Origin of the sequence: Gallibacter intestinalis, from assembly GCF_014982745.1 — a bacterium.
GTDB classification, from domain to species: domain Bacteria; phylum Bacillota; class Clostridia; order Peptostreptococcales; family Anaerovoracaceae; genus Gallibacter; species Gallibacter intestinalis.
On the sequence record NZ_JADCKA010000012.1, the window covers coordinates 1 to 20,270 of the forward strand.

17 protein-coding genes, 1 pseudogene and 1 riboswitch are annotated in these 20,270 nt (G+C 41.1%); of the genes and pseudogenes, 4 read left to right on the top strand and 14 right to left on the bottom strand.

Going from position 1 to position 20,270, the window contains the following annotated elements:
- Nucleotides 1-172 precede the first annotated feature (172 nt).
- From INF20_RS06640 to INF20_RS06660, 5 genes are all read right to left on the bottom strand, one after another.
- The gene (locus tag INF20_RS06640; RefSeq protein ID WP_226385592.1) at nt 173-1,486 is read right to left on the bottom strand and encodes a Na+/H+ antiporter NhaC family protein; all 1,314 of its coding nucleotides are present in this window, start codon (nt 1,484-1,486) and stop codon (nt 173-175) included.
- Between the two features lie 3 nt (nt 1,487-1,489).
- On the bottom strand, nt 1,490-2,266 hold the full coding sequence (locus INF20_RS06645) for a TSUP family transporter (protein WP_226385593.1): 777 nt from the start codon (nt 2,264-2,266) through the stop codon (nt 1,490-1,492).
- Between the two features lie 9 nt (nt 2,267-2,275).
- Entirely contained in the window at nt 2,276-2,806 is a 531-nt protein-coding gene (locus tag INF20_RS06650) for a putative ABC transporter permease (protein WP_226385594.1), read from the bottom strand.
- Between the two features lie 85 nt (nt 2,807-2,891).
- The gene (gene clpB, locus INF20_RS06655; RefSeq protein ID WP_226385595.1) at nt 2,892-5,492 is read right to left on the bottom strand and encodes an ATP-dependent chaperone ClpB; all 2,601 of its coding nucleotides are present in this window, start codon (nt 5,490-5,492) and stop codon (nt 2,892-2,894) included.
- Nucleotides 5,493-5,630: 138 nt separating this feature from the next.
- Entirely contained in the window at nt 5,631-7,016 is a 1,386-nt protein-coding gene (locus INF20_RS06660; protein WP_226385596.1) for a TrpB-like pyridoxal phosphate-dependent enzyme, read from the bottom strand.
- Nucleotides 7,017-7,692: 676 nt separating this feature from the next.
- On the opposite strand from INF20_RS06660, the gene INF20_RS06665 reads away from it, so the two are divergent.
- On the top strand, nt 7,693-8,067 hold the full coding sequence (locus INF20_RS06665) for a type II toxin-antitoxin system HicB family antitoxin (RefSeq protein WP_226385597.1): 375 nt from the start codon (nt 7,693-7,695) through the stop codon (nt 8,065-8,067).
- Between the two features lie 56 nt (nt 8,068-8,123).
- Here the strand turns inward: INF20_RS06665 and INF20_RS06670 are convergent, their stop codons facing one another.
- The 3 genes and pseudogenes from INF20_RS06670 to INF20_RS08040 form a co-directional block, all read right to left on the bottom strand.
- A complete protein-coding gene (locus tag INF20_RS06670; RefSeq protein ID WP_226385598.1) occupies nt 8,124-10,013 on the bottom strand; it encodes an extracellular solute-binding protein in 1,890 nt (629 codons plus the stop codon).
- On the bottom strand, nt 10,000-10,866 hold the full coding sequence (locus tag INF20_RS06675) for an ABC transporter permease (protein ID WP_226385599.1): 867 nt from the start codon (nt 10,864-10,866) through the stop codon (nt 10,000-10,002). Before INF20_RS06675 ends, INF20_RS06670 begins: the two co-directional genes overlap by 14 nt.
- A 598-nt stretch (nt 10,867-11,464) precedes the next feature.
- Nucleotides 11,465-12,448, bottom strand: a pseudogene (locus INF20_RS08040) (ABC transporter ATP-binding protein); the annotation flags it as partial.
- A 201-nt stretch (nt 12,449-12,649) separates the two neighbouring features.
- Here INF20_RS08040 and INF20_RS06685 point away from each other — a divergent pair.
- Together INF20_RS06685 and INF20_RS06690 are read left to right on the top strand one after the other, a co-directional pair.
- Nucleotides 12,650-12,886: a DUF6110 family protein gene (locus tag INF20_RS06685; protein WP_226385600.1), complete on the top strand. Its 237-nt coding sequence runs from the start codon at nt 12,650-12,652 to the stop codon at nt 12,884-12,886.
- 18 nt (nt 12,887-12,904) lie between these two features.
- Complete coding sequence (locus INF20_RS06690; RefSeq protein WP_226385601.1) at nt 12,905-15,055, top strand: heavy metal translocating P-type ATPase; 2,151 nt, start codon at nt 12,905-12,907, stop codon at nt 15,053-15,055.
- A 21-nt stretch (nt 15,056-15,076) separates the two neighbouring features.
- Here the strand turns inward: INF20_RS06690 and INF20_RS06695 are convergent, their stop codons facing one another.
- On the bottom strand, nt 15,077-15,304 hold the full coding sequence (locus tag INF20_RS06695; protein ID WP_226385602.1) for a hypothetical protein: 228 nt from the start codon (nt 15,302-15,304) through the stop codon (nt 15,077-15,079).
- Nucleotide 15,305: 1 nt separating this feature from the next.
- Entirely contained in the window at nt 15,306-15,857 is a 552-nt protein-coding gene (locus INF20_RS06700) for an HdeD family acid-resistance protein (protein WP_226385603.1), read from the bottom strand.
- A gap of 109 nt (nt 15,858-15,966) precedes the next feature.
- Between INF20_RS06700 and INF20_RS06705 the strand changes: the two genes are divergently transcribed.
- Nucleotides 15,967-16,677, top strand: coding sequence for a Crp/Fnr family transcriptional regulator (locus INF20_RS06705; RefSeq protein WP_226385604.1), 711 nt, complete (start codon nt 15,967-15,969; stop codon nt 16,675-16,677).
- A gap of 88 nt (nt 16,678-16,765) precedes the next feature.
- Here INF20_RS06705 and INF20_RS06710 read toward each other — a convergent pair whose 3' ends face one another.
- The 4 genes from INF20_RS06710 to INF20_RS06725 form a co-directional block, all read right to left on the bottom strand.
- Complete coding sequence (locus tag INF20_RS06710) at nt 16,766-17,185, bottom strand: DUF4854 domain-containing protein (protein WP_226385605.1); 420 nt, start codon at nt 17,183-17,185, stop codon at nt 16,766-16,768.
- A 124-nt stretch (nt 17,186-17,309) separates the two neighbouring features.
- Nucleotides 17,310-18,614: a phosphomethylpyrimidine synthase ThiC gene (gene thiC / locus INF20_RS06715; protein ID WP_226385606.1), complete on the bottom strand. Its 1,305-nt coding sequence runs from the start codon at nt 18,612-18,614 to the stop codon at nt 17,310-17,312.
- A gap of 253 nt (nt 18,615-18,867) precedes the next feature.
- Nucleotides 18,868-18,974: riboswitch (TPP riboswitch) on the bottom strand.
- A 51-nt stretch (nt 18,975-19,025) separates the two neighbouring features.
- The gene (locus INF20_RS06720) at nt 19,026-19,553 is read right to left on the bottom strand and encodes a flavodoxin family protein (protein ID WP_226385607.1); all 528 of its coding nucleotides are present in this window, start codon (nt 19,551-19,553) and stop codon (nt 19,026-19,028) included.
- 53 nt (nt 19,554-19,606) lie between these two features.
- Nucleotides 19,607-20,173: a sugar O-acetyltransferase gene (locus INF20_RS06725; RefSeq protein ID WP_226385608.1), complete on the bottom strand. Its 567-nt coding sequence runs from the start codon at nt 20,171-20,173 to the stop codon at nt 19,607-19,609.
- Nucleotides 20,174-20,270 lie beyond the last annotated feature (97 nt).

The window sequence follows — 20,270 nt, forward strand, 5'->3', positions numbered from 1 at the left end:
AATTTCTATATTAATATTATATCATAAATACCGCCATAAGCGTTGATATTTCAACGATTTATATGTGTTTTATGCAAAAGAAAAAGCCCAATCTCAAAATTGAGATTGGACCTTTGTCTACAGTCTGAACGGAACTCCATTAAAGCGGAGTTCCGTTTTATATTAGTATTCTTTATCTTTTCTTAAAAAATAATCTTTTCGTAAATATATAGCATATCGGATTCATGTAAAGGAATATGCACCACGGTATTGCACCGTTACCTATATCCAACATGGAAAGAGGTACTGCACATGCCACGGACCACGGCACAAGACCGCAGATGGTTATAAGCGAATTTCCGATGTCCATTGCCAATTCCTCATTGCTGGCTCCCTTTCTCTTATATGTATCCCCTAGCAGCTGCACTGAAAGTATAGTTGCTATGGTCTGATTGCAGAAAATCATAACGGAAAGCACCGAAAACACCAACTGCAAACCGAACAGCCCAATCTTAGTTGCCGCCTTGTCCATCTTATCCTTAAGGCTATTTAGCATTCCCGTTTCTTCAAAGATTCCCGCATAGGAGCTGGACAGAATAACAACTATCATAACCTCCACCATGGAAATGACACCGCCTCCTGCCATAATATCTCCCAAAGCCGCCGAATCCAGCTCATATCCTGTTACCATATAGGTGACCAGAGCAGCCGGACTTTGATTTTGAAAGATAACAGCCACCACAAAGGAAGTAATTGCACTTATAAGTATCGTATTACTGACACTGACTTTCATCCACGGCAAAACTAAAAGCACAATGGCTGGCACCGCCGCCCACAGGGATATATCATATGTCCCGGAAAGGGATTCCATTACGCTCTGCGAAACACCGCTGATAGGATTTTTAAAGGAAAGAACAGTAAATATTATTCCAGTAACCCCCAGCGGGAAAACGCCCGTCTTAAGCAGCCATTTTTTATTTTCTTCGGGACTGACTCCTGACATGGTCGCAGTCAGAAAGGCTGAAGATGATACCGGAGAAGATCTGTCTCCAAAGTAAGCCCCGGAAAGTATAGCTCCCGCAGTTATAAACTCATTTACGCCCCCTGATCTTGCCAATATCATAAGCATAACTCCCGCAGTACTTGTTACACCGAAGCTGCTTCCTAAAAAATATGACATAAGTGCAGTAAGTAAAAAAGCTATAATTATAAAGGCTTGCGGCGTTATTATGTCCATGCCGTAATAAACAAAGAATGCTATCGTACCGCTAGCGCGCCACAATGCAGTAAGACATCCTATGAGAAAGAGAAGTTTCAACACAACCCAAGATGTTTTAACTCCTTCGAGGGACATTTTAAATACATGACGAGGCTTGTACTTTCTTGCCACAGCAACAGCAAAAAAACAAATAAAACCGCCGATGAGAGCTATCACCACTGAAAGGTTCATGGCGATGCAAACTATCATCAGCACCATAAATACTCCAAAAGCAATAATAAGATCCATAGGTCACCCCGCTATCATGTCATATATCATCTTAATCATCATCATCGCTACCACTGCAAACATCATAGGCCTTATGATTTTTGCACCGTTTTTCAATGCCATTTTACTTCCTATCCAGCTTCCGCACAAAGCAGCAATTGCACACGGCACTGCGATTGAAAAAATCATCAGCCCGTTTAAAATAAAAGTCGCAAGGGCAGCTGCATTGCTTGCTACATTTATCACTTTGGAATTGCCGCCCGCAGTAATATAATCATAATGCATCAGTGAAGCAAATGCGATAATCGCAAAGGTTCCCACGCCTGAGCCGATAAGGCCGTCATAGGCACCTATTGCCAGTCCGATACCGGCAGCTTTTAAAACCTTACTGAAGGTCAGCTTTCTTAAAGCATGCTCACCGTCCGGATCGTTTTTATGAAATACCATAGCAAGAGCCACAAGAGGAATCGCTATAAATACAAGTATCTCTAGCACCCTGTCTGATAAAAGCATTACAACACCGGCGGATACTAGGCCACCCACTGCACTTCCTGCAGCAGCAATAACAGATACCTTTATATCAACTGCTCCTCCGCGTATATATTTAACTGCGGCTGTTACAGAGCCTGTTACCGCAGCCAGTTTGTTGATGGCATATGCATTGTGCGGGGGTATTCCGGCAAACATATATGCAGGCAGAGTAATTACCCCGCCTCCTCCGGCTACCGCATCTATAAATCCGGCTATACCTGCTATGAATATCACAAAAATATACATTCCCGGGGATATCATGTCCATCATTCCGCTCCTCTATAAAAACGCATGCAGCACATCAGCCAGAAAAAGTACACCTGTCACACCTGCTGTGATATTAAGTGCTTTGTCCGAGAGCCTTCCCGTCATCTTTTCAAACAGAGGCTGCAGAATATACATGAATATCATGCCGCCTATTCCAAATCTTATACTTGGATTCAATGCAATCCTTCCCTGAAAATTAAAGGCGAACCTATCATAGTCCCACATCCATCCACCTCTGGTAAGCTCCATAATATAGCTTGCTATAAGTTCAATAACAGTGGCTATAATCACAATGCCTAAAAAAACCAGTACAGGAGTGATGTTTATCTTTCCTGCATATATTTTTCTTTCCTTAAGTTTTCGCAGTGAAATAACAAAAATCAGTGCTCCGATGCCGTATACAGGAAGCCATGGACCAAACAGCACTCCTCTGTTTGAAAAGCCCCATCTGTATACAACCACTTCAAGAAATACTTCATATATCCATCCTATCATGGCATACATGATAAAATACAGAAAATATTTTTCTATTGCTTTTTTCATAATAATAACCTCTCTCGGATTATTATAGCATAAAAGCATTAAAATAAGCCCGGAACTTTTCTTTCACGGGCTTATAAAGTCAATATTATTCTGTATCTTCAACACTGAATATCAGGTCTTTTCCATCACTGTCCACTATCACTTCCTGATCTCCGGTCAGTGTGCCTTCTATAATCATTGAAGCTATATTTGTTTCGACATGTTTTTGCAGATATCTTTTTACAGGTCTTGCGCCGTAGTTTGGTGAGTAGGAATCATCTGCAATCTGTTTTATACCTTTATCTGTCAAAGTGAGTTTTATATTTCTCTCTTCCAGCCTTGCCTCTATATCCTTTAAAGACAGCTTTATAATGCGTATGATTTCGCCTTCTGTCAGCGGTGAAAATACAACTATATCATCTATCCTGTTTATAAATTCAGGTCTGAAATGCTTTTTCATTTCGTCTTCCACCTGTTGTTTTATCTCTGGAGCTATGCTGCCGTCTTCCTGAATATTTTCTGTCAGATATGCGCTGCCGATATTGGATGTCATTATGATGATTGTATTCTTAAAGTCTACGGTTCTTCCCTGATTATCAGTCAATCTGCCATCATCAAGAAGCTGCAGCAGTATGTTAAACACATCAGGATGGGCTTTTTCTATTTCATCAAAGAGCACTACGCTGTACGGTCTTCGTCTTACGGCTTCCGTCAGCTGTCCTCCTTCATCGTAGCCCACATATCCCGGAGGCGCTCCCACAAGTCTGGAAACGCTGTGCTTTTCCATGTATTCGGACATGTCGATTCTTACCATGTTCTTTTCTGAATCAAACAACGCTTCCGAAAGAGCCTTTGCCAGTTCAGTCTTTCCGACGCCTGTAGGACCAAGGAATATGAATGAACCTATCGGTCTATTTTCGTCTTTAAGTCCTGCCCTTGCTCTGAGTATAGCCTCACTTACTGCCTCTATACCTTCTTCCTGACCGATTACTCTCTTATGGAGTATTTCCGGCAGATGCAACAGCTTTTCTCTTTCGCTTTCAACAAGCTTTGACACAGGTATACCTGTCCATGAGGATACTACCTCTGCGATTTCCTCTTCGGTTACCTCTTCTTTGAGGATTCTGTTTTCCTCGGCAGCATCGGCCTTTGCCTTTGCTTCCTCAAGTTCCTTTTCCTTTTCAGGAAGAGTTCCGTATTTCAACTGAGCCAATTTTTCAAGGTCGTAGTTTCTTTCTGCGTCCTCAATCTCCTGCCTTACATTTTCTATTTCCTGTTTTATCTCCTTGACTCTGGTGATGACCTTCTTTTCATTTTCCCACTGAGCCCTCATGCTGTCGCTTTCGCTTTTCAGCTGAGCAAGTTCCTCCTCAAGGGCCGCCATTCTCTTTTTAGAAGCATTGTCATCTTCCTTACCGAGGGCCTGCTTTTCAATTTCCAGCTGCATTATCTTTCTGGATATCTGGTCAAGCTCTTCAGGCATTGAGTCTATTTCAGTTCTTATCTTAGAAGCGGCTTCATCCATCAGGTCGATGGCTTTATCCGGTAAAAATCTGTCGCTTATATATCTGTCTGAAAGTGTAGCACAGGCAATCAGTGCATTATCGGTTATTCTTACGCCGTGATGAATTTCAAACCTTTCCTTCAGTCCCCTAAGTATAGAAATTGTATCCTCAACAGTAGGCTGATCCACCAGCACCTTCTGGAATCTTCTTTCCAGAGCTGCATCTTTTTCGATGTACTTTCTGTACTCATCCAAAGTAGTTGCTCCTATGCAGTGAAGCTCACCTCTGGCAAGTTTAGGCTTGAGCAGGTTACCGGCATCCATGGAGCCTTCTGTTTTACCTGCTCCCACGATGTTATGGATTTCATCGATAAACAGGATTATCCTTCCTTCGCTCTTTTCAATTTCATTTAAAACAGCTTTCAGTCTTTCTTCAAATTCTCCACGGTATTTTGCTCCTGCTATAAGAGAACCCATATCAAGGGCATATATTGTCTTATCCTTTAAGCCCTCCGGCACATCTCCTTTAAGGATTCTCTGGGCCAAGCCTTCAACAACAGCTGTTTTACCTACGCCCGGCTCACCTATAAGGACAGGATTGTTCTTTGTCCTTCTGGAAAGTATCTGTATAGTATGTCTGATTTCTTCATCCCTTCCGATTACCGGATCGAGCTTGCCTTCCTTTGCCATCTGCACAAGGTCACGACCATACTTTTCCAGAGCCTCATAATTGTCTTCAGGATTTTGGCTTGTTACCTTCTGATTTCCTCTTACATTTTCAAGGGCCTTTAAAAAATCATTTTTATTTATTCCGTACTGTTTAAAGAGATTTGCATTGACAGTACCTCTTTCCTCCATAAGAGCCAGATAAACATGTTCAACGCTGACATATTCATCTTTAAAATCGCCGCAAATTTTTTCGGCTTTCATAAATAGCTCGTTAAATTTTCTGGAAGCATATATGTTCTGATCTCCACCAGTTACCTTAGGCAGCTTGTCAAGTTCGCGCTGCAGGTCACCTTTTATCGCTTCAACATTAACTTCCATATATGTCAAAAGCTTTGGAATCAGACCATCCTTCTGCTGAAGCAGTGCCATATGAACATGTTCACTATCCACCTGGGAATTTCCAAGCCCTATGGCAATGTTTTGTGCATCCAGCAGAGCTTCCTGGGTCTTGCTTGTGTATCTTTCTATATTCATGTCATTTCACCTCCACGATTTAATTGTACCCCAATCAAATCAAAAAGCAACACTTTTTTAGCACTCTTTTTGATAGAGTGCTAACAAAAGTGCCACTTCATAACTTGCTTGATTGTATTTTCTTATCTTGTCTAATGATTATTCATCTATATCACTCATATCCGGCAATCCATTAAAGCCTATCTGAAGTTCATCATCTGTAGGTATATAATCTTGCATTTCGCCATCATTAAATTTACCGTAAGCCACCATATCAAAGTAACCTGTTCCTGTAAGTCCAAAGAGTATAGTCTTTTCCTCTCCGGTTTCCTTACATTTCATAGCCTCATCTATGGCGACTTTTATGGCATGGCTGCTTTCCGGCGCAGGAAGTATTCCCTCCACCTTGGCAAATTCCGTCGCTGCTTTAAACACCTCTGTCTGTTCAACGGCTCTTGCTTCCATATATCCATCATGATACAGCTGGGAAAGCGCCGGACTCATGCCGTGATATCTAAGACCTCCCGAATGGCTTGCCGACGGAATAAATCCGCTTCCCAAGGTGTACATCTTAGCCAACGGACATACCTTTCCTGTATCACAGTAATCGTAAGCAAATTTACCCCTTGTAAGAGTTGGACATGAAGCCGGTTCAACTGCAATAAACTTATATTCTTCTTCACCACGAAGCATCTCACCCATAAACGGAGCGATAAGGCCTCCCAGATTTGAGCCACCTCCGGCACAGCCTATGATTATATCAGGCTTAATGCCGTATTTGTCCATGGCTATCTTAGTTTCCATACCGATTACAGACTGATGAAGCATTACTTGGTTTAAAACGCTTCCTAAAACATATCTGTATCCCGGGTCCTTTGATGAAACCTCTACAGCCTCAGAGATTGCACAGCCAAGGCTTCCTGTTGTACCTGGATGCTCTGCAAGAATCTGCTTACCTACTTCCGTAGTCATAGATGGTGAAGGAGTAACATCAGCTCCATAGGTTCTCATAACTTCCCTTCTAAATGGCTTCTGTTCGTAGGAGCATTTAACCATATACACCTTGCAATCCATTTCCAAATATGCGCATGCCATAGCAAGTGCAGTTCCCCACTGACCTGCTCCCGTTTCAGTGGTAACGCCTTTAAGCCCCTGCTCCTTTGCATAAAAGGCCTGGGCAATGGCTGAATTAAGTTTATGGCTGCCACTTGTGTTATTGCCTTCAAACTTATAATAGATCTTAGCCGGTGTCTGCAGCTTTTCTTCAAGACAGTAAGCTCTCACTAAAGGTGCCGGTCTGTACATCAGATAAAAATCCCTTATCTTCTTTGGAATAGGAATATACCTGTTATCATTATCCATTTCCTGCTTCACTAGCTCATCACAAAATACCTCACCCAATTCCTCAGCTGTCATCGGCTTATGTGTTGCTGGATTGAGCAGCGGTGCCGGCTTATTTTTCATATCAGCGCGGACATTGTACCATTCTTTAGGCATTTCGTGTTCTTCAATATAGATTTTGTAAGGTATTTTCTTTTCAGTCATAGTCTTTTCCTGCCTTTCTCCGGTCAATGTGCCGGCTTCCTAGATGGGACAGCAATTTACCTTCGGTAAATTGGGTTAGGTCATCACTGAAGAATTGCACTGCGGCTAACTGAAAAATTACCCTGCATCTGAAGCCGCGCAATTTCTGTGTTTGACCTTCCGCGATTTCTCTACGATAAATCGGGATAGGTCATAAAAAAACTCCTGTCCCCAACAAATAACTGCAGGGACAGGAGTAAATATACACAACTCCTGCGGTGCCACCCGGCTTGACGCGTCCTCGCGCCCACTTATGAGCATACCATCATATGCTTCGTTTGATTACGAAGTACTCTCTCCGTCTCGCCTACCTACGCTTTTGCGCCCTTCAGCTCGCCCTCGGAAGCCCATTCCTCTCCGCCTTTATCCGCCGCGCTCTCACCTACCGCAGCTCTCTGTGGGACAAGTATCGAAAAGTACTTGCTCTTCTTCATCGGTTTACAGTACCTTACCACCAGTTTAAGGAATTGTCAAGAAAAATCCGAAAATATTTATTTACATTATTTTCCAATTATGATATTTTTATTTTACTCACTGATTAAATGCTGCTTAAGCGGATTGACATTACGTAAATTACGTAATATTATGAGGTTGTGAAATGAAAGGAAGAGAATTAGTATAGAAAGAAGGTATATAAATGTTAAAAGTATATCCTGCAATATTTCATGAAGAAGGCGGGTACTGGGTGGAATTCCCTGATCTTGAGGGATGTCAAACTTATGGAAGCACTTTAGAAGAAACTATGCAGCTTGCTCAAGAAGCTCTTGGCCTATATCTTGCCACCCTTATAGAAAACGGTGAGAATATTCCGGTCCCCTCTTCAATTAAAGATATAAGCACAAAAGAAATTGCTTCTTATGTAGCTGTTGATATTAACCGATACATCAGAAACAATCATTCTGTAAAAAAGACCCTGTCTATACCTGCTTGGCTCGCTAAAGCTGCTGAGAGGGAACATCTTAGTCTTTCTAAGATTCTTCAAGAGGGATTAAGAAATAAACTTGGATTATAAACAGATAAGGAGGCATCATTACGATAGCCTCCTTAATACATATTCAGTCAAACATCTCAGTTGTTCGATGCCGCTAGCTTTACCTTGCTCCAGAGATTTGAGATTATTACTCTAGTATCTTCATTGTAGGTAAATATCTCATCGTTTTCATTGTCTGTTCTAGGAACATAGGCATTTATACCTTCATAATCTCCGCCAGGGCCCTTAAGCTCATTCATGACCTCCTCGTTCGGGGAAGTGTAACCCACATATGAGGAATTATCCATAGCCCCTTCATAGGCGGATACAAAGTTGATAAATTCATGAGCCAGATCGACATTCTGGGCATTTTTCGGAATTACCATGGCATCGGACCACAGATTTGTTCCGCTTTCCGGCATATAGTATCCCATATCTGGATTTTCTGCCATTACATAGCTAGCATCACCGGAATATATGAGTCCGAGAGCTTTCCTGCCCTGGGCCATGTTATCTATTATCTCATCTGTTACGATTTCAGGATCAGTGTTTTCTACACACTCTACCAGCCATTCATAGGCTTCGTTAAGCTCCGCTTCACTGTCAGTATTCATGGAATAGCCTAAAGCCTTCAGAGCCATCATAAAGGAATCCCTTTCCGAATCGTAAAGGTATGTCTCTCCTCTGTACTTAGGGTCTTTAAATATATTGAAGCCTTCCCTTTCCAAGTCCTCAATATCGACCTTTGTCTTGTCGTATACAATACCCACTGTACCCCAGAAATACGGTACTGAGTATTTGTTGCCCGGGTCGTAGGAAAGATCTAATACGCCTTCAGACAGTTTTTCAAAGCAGTCCAGCTTATCATGATCCAGAGGCTGAAGCCTGTCTTCCTCAATCAATCTTTGTATCATATAGTCGCTAGGCACTAGCACATCGTAGCTTTCACCGTTTGCAACCTTGATATACATCTGCTCGTTTGAATCAAAAATATCCAAAACCACCTTTGCCCCTGTGGCTTCTTCAAAGTCTCCTATGATGTTTTCACCGGTATATTCGCCCCAGTTATATACATGAAGAGTCTGTCCCTCGTATTCACCTGTTGGAGTAACTACATGTCTTATACCAAAGAAACCGATAAGTACAGCCACCACGAGAATTCCCGCTGTAACCTTTGCTCCCCTATGGCTTGCTATCTTTTCCTCCTTCATCATCTTTTTTCGTATGGCAGGAATCACATTTACCAGTATCAGCACTATGGTTATAAGAACAACCACCAGTGTCGATATGGCGTTTATGCTCGGATTTACCCTCTTGCTCATGGTATATACCATTATACTGAGGTTCTTTACTCCGTCCCCCGTTACAAAATAAGAAATGATAAAATCATCAAAGGACATGGTGAAGGCTATTATAGCCCCTGCAAATATTCCCGGTGCAATTTGCGGCATGATCACCTTTCTGATTGCCTGCCAAGGTGTTGCACCTAAGTCCATGGCCGCATCTGCAAGATTAGGGTCAAGGGTTCTTATCTTAGGCATAACGCTCAGTATTACATATGGAATACAAAATGCTATGTGTGCCAAAAGCAAAGTCATAAAGCCTTTGTTTATACTAAAGGTTATAAACAGCAGCATCAGGCCTATGGCTGTAACGATTTCCGGATTCATTATAGGAAAATCGTTAATCTGTGAAACCAGATTTCTTACGGCCTTTCTGGATTTTGACAGTCCAATGGCCGTTATCGTTCCAACGAAAGTGGAAATCAACGTCGCCAATATCGCAACGATTATCGTTGTATAAAGTGAAGTCATCATATCGTGGCTTTCCAGCATTTTAACATACCACTGCATGCTGAATCCTTCAAAGCTCGTCAGCGATTTTGACGAGTTAAAGGAAAACACCACCATATATACAATCGGCAGGTAAAAGAACAATATCGTAAGGACGATGAGCACTTTACCGAAAATTCGTCTATCTTTCTTCATCGCTCACCCTCGCCTTTCTGTTCCTCTTAACACCGCTGTTCCTGTTTTCGATGCTTCTTACAGCCCAAATGCTTATCATCATTATTACGGCTATAATCATTGAAACAGCACTGCCGAAGGACCATTCTCCAACGGTTATGAACTGGTTTTCGATTACATTACCTATCAGGAAGTATTGTCCGCCTCCTAAAAGCTTAGGTATAAAGAATGAGCTTACCGCAGGTAAAAATACCAGTGTTATTCCGCTTATTACTCCCGGCATGGAAAGAGGCAGTACAATCCTTTTAAATATCTGGAATTTGCTCGCTCCAAGATCAGCTCCCGCCTCTATAAGAGATTTATCCATCTTACTTAAAGCCGAATTTATCTGCAATATCATAAACGGTATAAAGTTATATACCATACCCAGCATAACGGCTCCCTCTGTATACAGCAAATCTCCATTACCTAGACCGATAAGCTGTAACAGCTTTTGTGCTATACCGCCTTCAGAAAGAATACCTATCCATGCATATGTTCTCACCAGCATGTTTATCCACATAGGCAAAGTTACCAGGAGTATCAAAACACCCTGAGTCCTCGGCTTGCTGCCGGCAATAAAATATGCAATTGGATATCCTAAAATCACGCATATAATCGTAGTCTTTATGGCAATTTTAACAGAACGCCATAAAACTATAAGAAAATCTGGATCTGTAAAAAACCTTTTATAGTTATCAAAGGTAAAGCTTACATCCACGATTCCGTTGCCGCTATCCGTTACCGAATAAAATGCAATAAGCAGCATAGGCAGTACAATCATCAGGACGATCCAGACTATATATGGAATTGTCAACTGCGAAAATTTCTTCATAATCCTAATAAACCATTTTCTTCATCACATGGATGTCTTCCGGAAAGAAGGTCAGACCAACTTCTGCTCCTTCTTCGACGTAATCTGTAGTGTTAATTTTAAATTCACGTCCGGCAGTCATAAATGTTACCGGATATATGCCTGGAGTGATTTCATCGGCATCAAAGCTGTAATCCACATAAATTTCTACAGCTTCTTCTTCGTTGCTCAGCTTCCAGCCCTGAGCGCCTGCCCACATCTTAAGGTCATTGTCGAGGGCTGCTGATTCTGAAATTTCCTCCGGAGTTTTGTAGAAGTTAAATGCACTGACCGCTTCATTGGCCTTTTCATTTGAAACATATGGCTGATCAATGACATAAATTTTTCGTTCTATGCTTGTACCTGCGGAAGTTGAAAATCTAACAGGATATGCTCCTATTTTTTCTTCCAGCTCATACTCGATTTTGGAAATTGAAATATATTCATCGGTTGCAGGATCCCATGCCTGGGCATCGGCCCTTGCAATAATTTCTCTTTCATCTAGTTCTGCCATATCCTCTAAATCCACATAAAAGTCATTTGCGGATATCTTTTCACTTCCGTCTTCACTGGTAACATCATGCTCCGTTATAACATGCATATTAACAGTCACATTTGTTCCTGGTATCGTCTCAACGGTCACATCATAATAAACACCCTTAAAGAACACGTCCTCTACAGTTCCTGTCATTTTACCTTCTTCCGGCTTTACTATATCTATATCTTCCGGTCGTATAACCACATCAATTTTTTCGTTTTCACGAAATCCGAAATCAACGCAGTCAAAGGTAATATCATCAAATCTGACCTTATAGTCCTCAAGCATTATTCCGGATACTATATTGCTTTCTCCAATAAAATCAGCAACATATCTATTTTCCGGCTCGTTGTATATTTCCTGAGGTGTTCCCACCTGATATATTTCACCCTTGTTCATAACGACAATCTTATCTGACATAGTCAGGGCCTCTTCCTGATCGTGGGTAACATATATAAATGTGATACCTACCTCTTGCTGAATTCTTTTGAGCTCATACTGCATCTCTTTTCTGAGTTTTAAATCCAAAGCAGCTAAAGGTTCATCCAAAAGCAGCACTTTAGGCTCGTTTACCAGCGCCCTTGCGATAGCTACCCTCTGCTGCTGTCCTCCGGAAAGCAGATTTACATTTTTATTTTCAAAACCTTCAAGACCGATGAGTCTCAACATCTTCATGACCTTCTGATCTATGACATCCTTACTCATCTTTTTAATCTTAAGACCGAAGGCGATGTTTTCACCCACTGTCATATGAGGGAAAAGGGCATATTTCTGAAACACCGTGTTGACCTCCCTTTTATGAGGCGGAACGCTGCTTATGTCTTTTCCGTCAAAGATTATCTGTCCCTCGTTGGCATCCAAAAATCCGCCGAGTATCCTCAGTAGCGTCGTTTTACCGCAGCCTGACGGTCCCAGCAGAGTCACGAATTCGTTTTCATATATATCCAGGTCTATGCTCTTTAACACTACCTGGCCATCGAATTCTTTTACTATGTTTCTGAATTGAATAAGCTTATTTGTTTCCATCACTACCGTTTCCTTTCAAAACGATTACAATCCTTGAAAAGTCATAGATGTATTATATATAAACCACCTTGTGTTTTCAATATAAATATTGACTCTATAATAAAAAAGCGTTATTCTTATGAGTGGATAGTTTAGACTAACTAACGTGCGCTATAAAATAAAAATTTTAAAGTATTTAACAGTTCTAAGGAGGAATAAAAAATGAAAGCCAAAGATATTTTTTCAAAGAAAACAGTAATACCTTTCGTTGGAGGTGCAATCGCGGCACTTTCAGGCAGCAAATTTGTTAAAAGTGATACAGCTAGAAAGGTTGCAGTAACTTCCATGGCAAAAGGCATGAAAGCCAAAGATGATGCAATGGCCGCCTTTGAAACAATCAAAGAAGATGCAAAGGACCTTTGCTACGAAGCAAAAACCAAAAAAGATGAAGAAAACTAACCTGGAGACAATACACATATGAAATCCTATAAAATAGTTTTTGATATGCCCGGACGCCTTCGCATAAGATATGGTAACTACGCTTTTGACAGCGAAACAGCGGTAGCATTAAGATATGAAATTAAAAGGAAAGCTCCCGTAACAGATGTCCAGGCAAACGATATCACTGGTAGCCTTCTTATAACCTATGAACAGGAAAACAGAGATGAGCTTATTTCTTATCTAGACGATTTCGATCTAGACGGTTTTGATAAAAGGCCTTATATGGCTCTAATTAGGGAAAATAATTCCTATGAGCTTATGCAAAAGGAAATGTCCCGAGCATATGTAAAGAAATTTGCCAAAATGATAGGGCGCAGATATATATTAAGGTTACTGTTGCCTGTACCATGTAGACGAGTGATGATTGCCATTAAAGCAGCAAAATATATTAAAGCTGGCCTTATTTCACTTAAATCCGGACATATTGATGTTCCTGTTCTTGATGCCACTAGCATAACAACTTCCATGCTTAACGGCAACTTCAAAACTGCAAGAGATATCATGTTCTTACTATCAATATCAGAACTTCTTGAGGATTACACAAAGAAAAAGACATCTCTACAGCTTAAAGAAACACTCTCTCTAAATATCGACAAAGTGTGGATACTGCGTGAAGAGCAGGAAATTCAAATCCCTACAGCTGAACTGAACAAAGGAGATATAGTAATCGTAAATACCGGTCAAATGGTCCCTGTAGACGGTGAAATACAGGCCGGAGAAGCGATGATAAACGAATCAAGTTTTACGGGCGAACCTCTCAGTAAACATGTCTCTTGCGATGACACCGTATTTGCAGGAACAGTTGTTGAAGAAGGACGCATATTCGTAAAGGTGAGAAATCTTCAAAGCGAAAGCCGTATCAATAAGATTGTTGATATGATTGACAGTAACGAATCACTTAAAGCTTCAATACAGTCAAAGGCAGAACATCTGGCAGACTCCATCGTTCCTTATAGTTTTCTGGCATTTTTTGGACTGCTAGCTGCAACCCGTAGCCTGACAAGGGCTTGTTCTGTACTTTTAGTGGATTACTCATGTGCAATTAAATTATCCACTTCCATATCAGTCATAAGCGCTATGCAGGAAGCCGGCAAACAATCTATAATGATTAAAGGTGGTAAGTATCTCGAATCTATGGCAGAAGCGGATACTATAGTATTTGATAAAACAGGAACTCTCACTAACGCATCTCCTTTCGTAAAAACGGTAATGCCATGTGAAGGTTATACTAGAAATGAGGTTCTAAAAATAGCAGCATGTCTAGAAGAGCACTTTCCTCACAGCGTAGCCAATGCCATTGTAAAGCAAGCGCAAACAGAAGGCTTAAATCATCGTGAGGAGCACGCAAAGGTTGAATACATTATAGCCCACGGGATAGCCACAAGCTTATATGGTAAGCGCACCATAATCGGCAGTGAGCATTTTATATTCGAGGACGAAGGCATCAAACGCACTGCAGAAATTGATGGGATGATTGAAACTCTGCAAAAAGAAGGAGCAAACTCTCTAATCTACCTTGCTGTAGGTGACAGCCTTGCAGGAATCATAAGCATATATGATCCTCTTAAACCAGAATCTGCTGCCACAGTTCAACAACTAAGAGAAGCAGGATTTAATCATATTGTCATGCTGACAGGCGACTGTGAAAATGCTGCATCCCATATAGCCGATGAATTGGGAATAACCGAATATCGTTCGGGAATGCTTCCTGAAGGCAAGGCTGAATACATAAAGCAACTTAAATCCGAAGGTCACACCGTTGTAATGGTTGGTGACGGAGTCAACGATACTCCGGCTCTATCATGTGCCGATGTATCAATATCAATGCAGGATAGTTCTGATATAGCTAGAGAACTTGCAGATGTGACCCTTACATCTGGAAACCTTGCAGATATAGTAACATTCAGAGAACTTTCCGTTTGTCTCATGAATAGAATAAAAAACAACTATACAGGAATAGTTACATTTAACAGCGTTCTAATAGGTGGTGGGCTTCTTGGACTGTTACAACCGGGAACTAGCGCATTTCTACATAACGCATCTACTTTCGGTTTTGCTATTTCCTCTACAAGAAAGCTGATTAAAGAGGACAAATCAAAGCAAGATAATAAAAAATCCTCTCTGTAATTATACTCAGAGAGGATTCTTTTAAATTTCCTTTATCAATTCTCCTGTTTTTTCCGTACGCTTTTTAATAATACTGTCATCTACATACAATCTTTCCGATATTATCAGTCCGTTTATGTCTATCCAATGTTCCATCATTTCATATACCATAGAGCTTTTTCCGAATTCTCTTTCCGGAACCGGCATTCTTGCCAAGCTGTCCCTTAAGGCATCGGTGCTTTCTTTCAATTCACATATGCAATTTCTCATTTTAAACACCAGCTTCCTTTCTTATCACTCTGTTAATCATCATAATGCTTATAATATCCATAACACCTACCGCTGTCATAAATGCTCCGAAGCATGCTACCATTGCTGCAATTCCTGCTATAGGATAAGCAATCAGTACAATCCCCAGTATGATCGGAAGAGCAATAGCCAATATCAATGGTAACAGTGAAGCCTTGTGTTCCTTATACACCGCTACCGCAGAAGGTATTTTTACAGCTCCATCGGCAATCAGTAATCCGCCTGTTACTACCGGCAGAAATGCCACAACCCACGGAATATTGAATATCATCACCAGTCCGGCTAAAGCGATTATAATTCCTGACACAAGGTCTCTGCCGTAGGCTTCTCCTTCCTTACGACTTCTAACCCATTTCATTATCCCCGACACTCCGTATATCAGTATCAAAACCGATACAACATTGGCAAAGAGAAATGCGGTCATTGCCGGATACAGCATTATTATCAGTCCCGCCAGTATATATATGATGCCTCCCGATATTCTCGGTGTCCATAACTCGTAATTCTTAAACATTTTCTTCCTCCTATTCACTTTACATTCAATTGTTATGTTTATCTGTCCACATTATATGGTATGATTGATTAAGAGTATGTGTCACAGACAACAGAGAGGAGGACACATTATGATTGAGGGAAAGGATATACTTAAGAAAAATATACTGTTTAGAGGGCTTACAGACGATGAAATAGACCGTATGATAAATTATCTCAACGGAAAAGTTGTACAAATTCCCAAAGGAAATATCTTAAAAAACGAAGGAGATATGATGGAAAATATATGTGTAGTACTTTCCGGAGATATCTATGCACAAAGAGTTGACGAAAACGGTGTCAATTGCATAATTCAGATTTTTAACCCCGGAGATTCCTTTGGAGAAATGAATGCCATAGGCGGTTATCCCATGAATGTTTCCCTTATGGCAAAGGATGATTCATCCGTGCTATGTCTTTCCGCTGGAAGCTTATTTCGCCACGAAGAGCATGTATCGCCTTTTGCCGCAAAGGTATTTCATAATTTATCACTCGTGCTGGCCCGCAAGGCCTATTACATGTCCGACAAGCTGACTGACAGGATACATCGCACCACACGCCAGCGCATACAGGATTATCTTTCGGAGCAGTATCATATAAACGAGCAGAGGGAATTTACTATTCCTTTGGATAGACAGGACCTTGCCGATTATCTCTTTGTGGATAGAAGCGCCATGTCTAAGGAGTTAGGTAAAATGAAGGAGGAAGGACTCATCAGTTTTGACAAGGCAGACTTCAAGCTGATGATTTCCATGCCAATAACCGATAAAAAGCCGGAGCCCGAAGAAAACTCAGGCAAATAAGAATTATAGGGTTATAGGACAAAAAGGACCCGCAGCCATGTGACTGCGGGTCTTAGATTTTTCATAAACTTTTATAATCGGTTATAAATTATTCAAAATCCTTTTCAAGTATAGCGGAGCCATCTCCGTTCTGATATAAAACTTTAATTACTATACCGTCTATGCCTGTTTCATCTTCAAGCTGAGTTCCCAGGGATTCAAAGGTTGAAGCCATGTTATCAAGCGCTGAATCCATAATACCCTTCATGTAGTCAACCTGTTCAGCAGTATAGGTTGTATCGTACTTGTAAATATAAGTAAGAGTATTATCCTTTATCTCTATTTCCATTCCGGAAGAAGCTGCTACGCTGTCAATTCCTTCTTCTGCTTCTGGGTTTTCTGCGATGTACTCTTCAAGTGTGCTTGGGCTTCCACAGGAAGTCATGGTCATAACAACCAGTACGCAACACAGAAGCAGAGCTAAAAGCTTCTTTACCATTGACTTGTTTTCACTTTTTGAAATCATCATATTGCTACCTCTCTTTCATCCTTTCGTTGATTTATAGTAAAATCAACAAGTTCATTTGTTACTTTAATAATACTACGCTTTAAAGCAGTTAACAATCTGATATTTTAAAACCATACTATATTTTTTACAAAATATCTATATATTCTCCAGCTAAGGCTTTATTCATACTCCTTACAGCGCAGAATTTTCCGCACATGGAACATGTATCGTCATGCTCCGGCTTTCTGTCATCTCTGATTGCCTTTGCAGTTTCCGGATCCATGGCACATGCCCACTGAGCCTCCCAATCCAGCTCTCGTCTAGCATCCGCCATCTTATCATCTATTTCTCTTGCCCCTCTTACGCCTTTAGCTATATCTGCCGCATGGGCCGCAATCTTTGATGCGATAATGCCCTGTTTTACATCATCCACATTAGGAAGTGCAAGATGTTCTGCCGGCGTTACATAACAGAGGAATGCAGCTCCTGCCGCTGCTGCAACCGCTCCGCCGATGGCAGATGTTATGTGGTCATATCCCGGTGCAATGTCTGTTACGATAGGTCCAAGTACATAGAACGGAGCTCCTCCGCAGATTGTCTGCTGTACCTTCATGTTTGCTTCAATCTGATCGAGAGGCACATGACCCGGTCCTTCGACCATTACCTGAACATCCTTTGCCCAGGCTCTCTTTGTCAGTTCACCCAGTCTTACCAGTTCTTCAATCTGGCATACATCCGTTGCATCTGCAAGGCATCCCGGTCTGCAAGCATCCCCTAAAGATATAGTCACATCGTATTCTCTGCAGATTTCAAGAATCTCATCGTAGTATTCGTAGAAAGGATTTTCCTCACCTGTCATTGACATCCAGGCAAATACCAAAGAACCCCCTCTTGATACGATATTCATTTTTCTTTTGTGCTTTCTTATCTGCTCGATGGTCTTTCTTGTTATTCCACAGTGAAGCGTCACAAAGTCAACACCGTCTTCGGCATGAAGTCTTATTACATCGATAAAGTCTTTTGCAGTCAATGTTGCCAGATCTCTCTGATAGTGAATAACCGAATCGTACACAGGCACTGTTCCTATCATTGCAGGACATTCGCTGGTTAGCTTTCTTCTAAAAGGAATCGTATCTCCGTGGGAAGAAAGGTCCATAATCGCATGTGCTCCGAGATTTACGGCGCTCATAACCTTTTCCATTTCCACATCGTAATCCTTACAGTCTCTGGAAACACCGAGGTTTACATTGATCTTGGTTTTTAGCATTGAGCCTACTCCTTCAGGGTCAAGGCATTTGTGATTTTTGTTGGCGCATATCACCACTTTGCCTGCTGCCACCAACGGCATAAGCTCTTCTGGTGTCATTCTTTCCTTTTCTGCAACTCTTTTTAGTTCTTCGGTAACGATACCCATTTTCGCTGCCTGCATCTGTGTTTTATATTCTCTCATTTTAAATCCTCCTATTCGTTGTCCGAGAGATAAAACACCGATACCGCACTATCAGCTTTATCTGTTATGTGTGATTATCGGCGCCTGCGCAAAATGCGCTGTGTTAAGCATATGTGCATAAGCACTTTTGTTATGCGATATAAAGTGGTGCCCCCGATATACCGCTCCACCATTTTATGCAATCTGCAAATAGCAAGATTCACATAAAAACGGCAGTACCTTTTTCTGATACTGCCGCTACGTTTTTACGTGTATACAATTTACTTCGCATTCCTACGTCGGCATTATCCGAATCAGGTATATGGGTCGAAGTTCCTTTCGGAGCTTCCTCTCAGCTGTTACGCTCCCCATGCATATTCATTTAATTCATTAAACTACTTTTCGAGTGTTTTGTCAATCTTATGGTTGCATTTACAGGTTTCTGCCCATATCATAGGCTTCCTTCATCTTAGGAGATTCAAGCATGCTTCCCTTCTTTGCCATGCCAGGAGCTTTGATTACTCCCTTGTTTTCCCATTTGAGGAATCCTGTCAGATCTTCAAACATCTTTTCTGCTGCGCCGTATACATTGTCGGAAGTGGAATCCAGCAGCATTGCCGCGCAGCTGATGTTATATCCCTTGGAAGCTCTTGCATAAAGTCTGTCGATTACAGCTTTAATCTGAGCCGTTACATTAAACCAATATATTGGGGAAGCAAGCACTAGACAGTCTGTTTCATCGAGTTTCTTAATTATCTCTGTCATATCGTCCTTCTGTACGCATTCTCCATCATGGGCAAAGCAATATTCGCAGGCTTTACAACCGCCAACATTTTTATCAGCCAGTAAAATCTTTTCCACTTCATGGCCTACTTCCTTTGCACCTTTAACAAATTCATCAACCATAAGTTCTGTATTTCCGCCTTTTCTAGGGCTACCAACCAATACTGTAACCTTCATTTCCATTACCTCCTTTTATTTGTTATCCTTATTTTGTATTATATCACATCAAGTTATTCTATATTCTTAATAAATTTAGCTGGTACACCACCAACTATAGTATTAGGTTCCACATCCTTTGAAACAACTGCTCCTGCGGCAACAATAGCTCCATCTCCTATGGTAACACCTGGTAGTATAGTGCAGCTTGCTCCTATCCAAACATTTTTACCGATTTTTACTGGCGATGGAAAGAGCGATTTTCTATCTTCAGGTGCCATGGCGTGATTGAGGGTTGCGATAACTGTATTATGACCGATTAAGCTACCATCACCGATATATATGCCACCGTGATCTTGAAAAAAGCATCCGGCATTTATAAAAACATTTTTACCAACATGAATGTTTTTCCCAAACTCAGTATAAAATGGCGTAAACATGGCAAAAGTCTCATCTTCAGGATCACCTGTTATCTGAAAGAAAAGTTTTCTTATCTCTTCAGCCGTATGAGGACTGTCATTTAACTGATGACATAGAGCTGAAGCTTCTTCACTTATATCATGCATAAACTGATGCACTTCGGATCCGCCTACAATCTTTTCTCCTGTTTTAACATACTCCTTAAATTCTTTTAAATCCATTTTATCCTCCATTTCATATATTAAAATATCTTTTTCAAAATACAGCCGGAGCAACTATACTCCGGCTGAAATATCATATTTACTTGTAAACTATAAG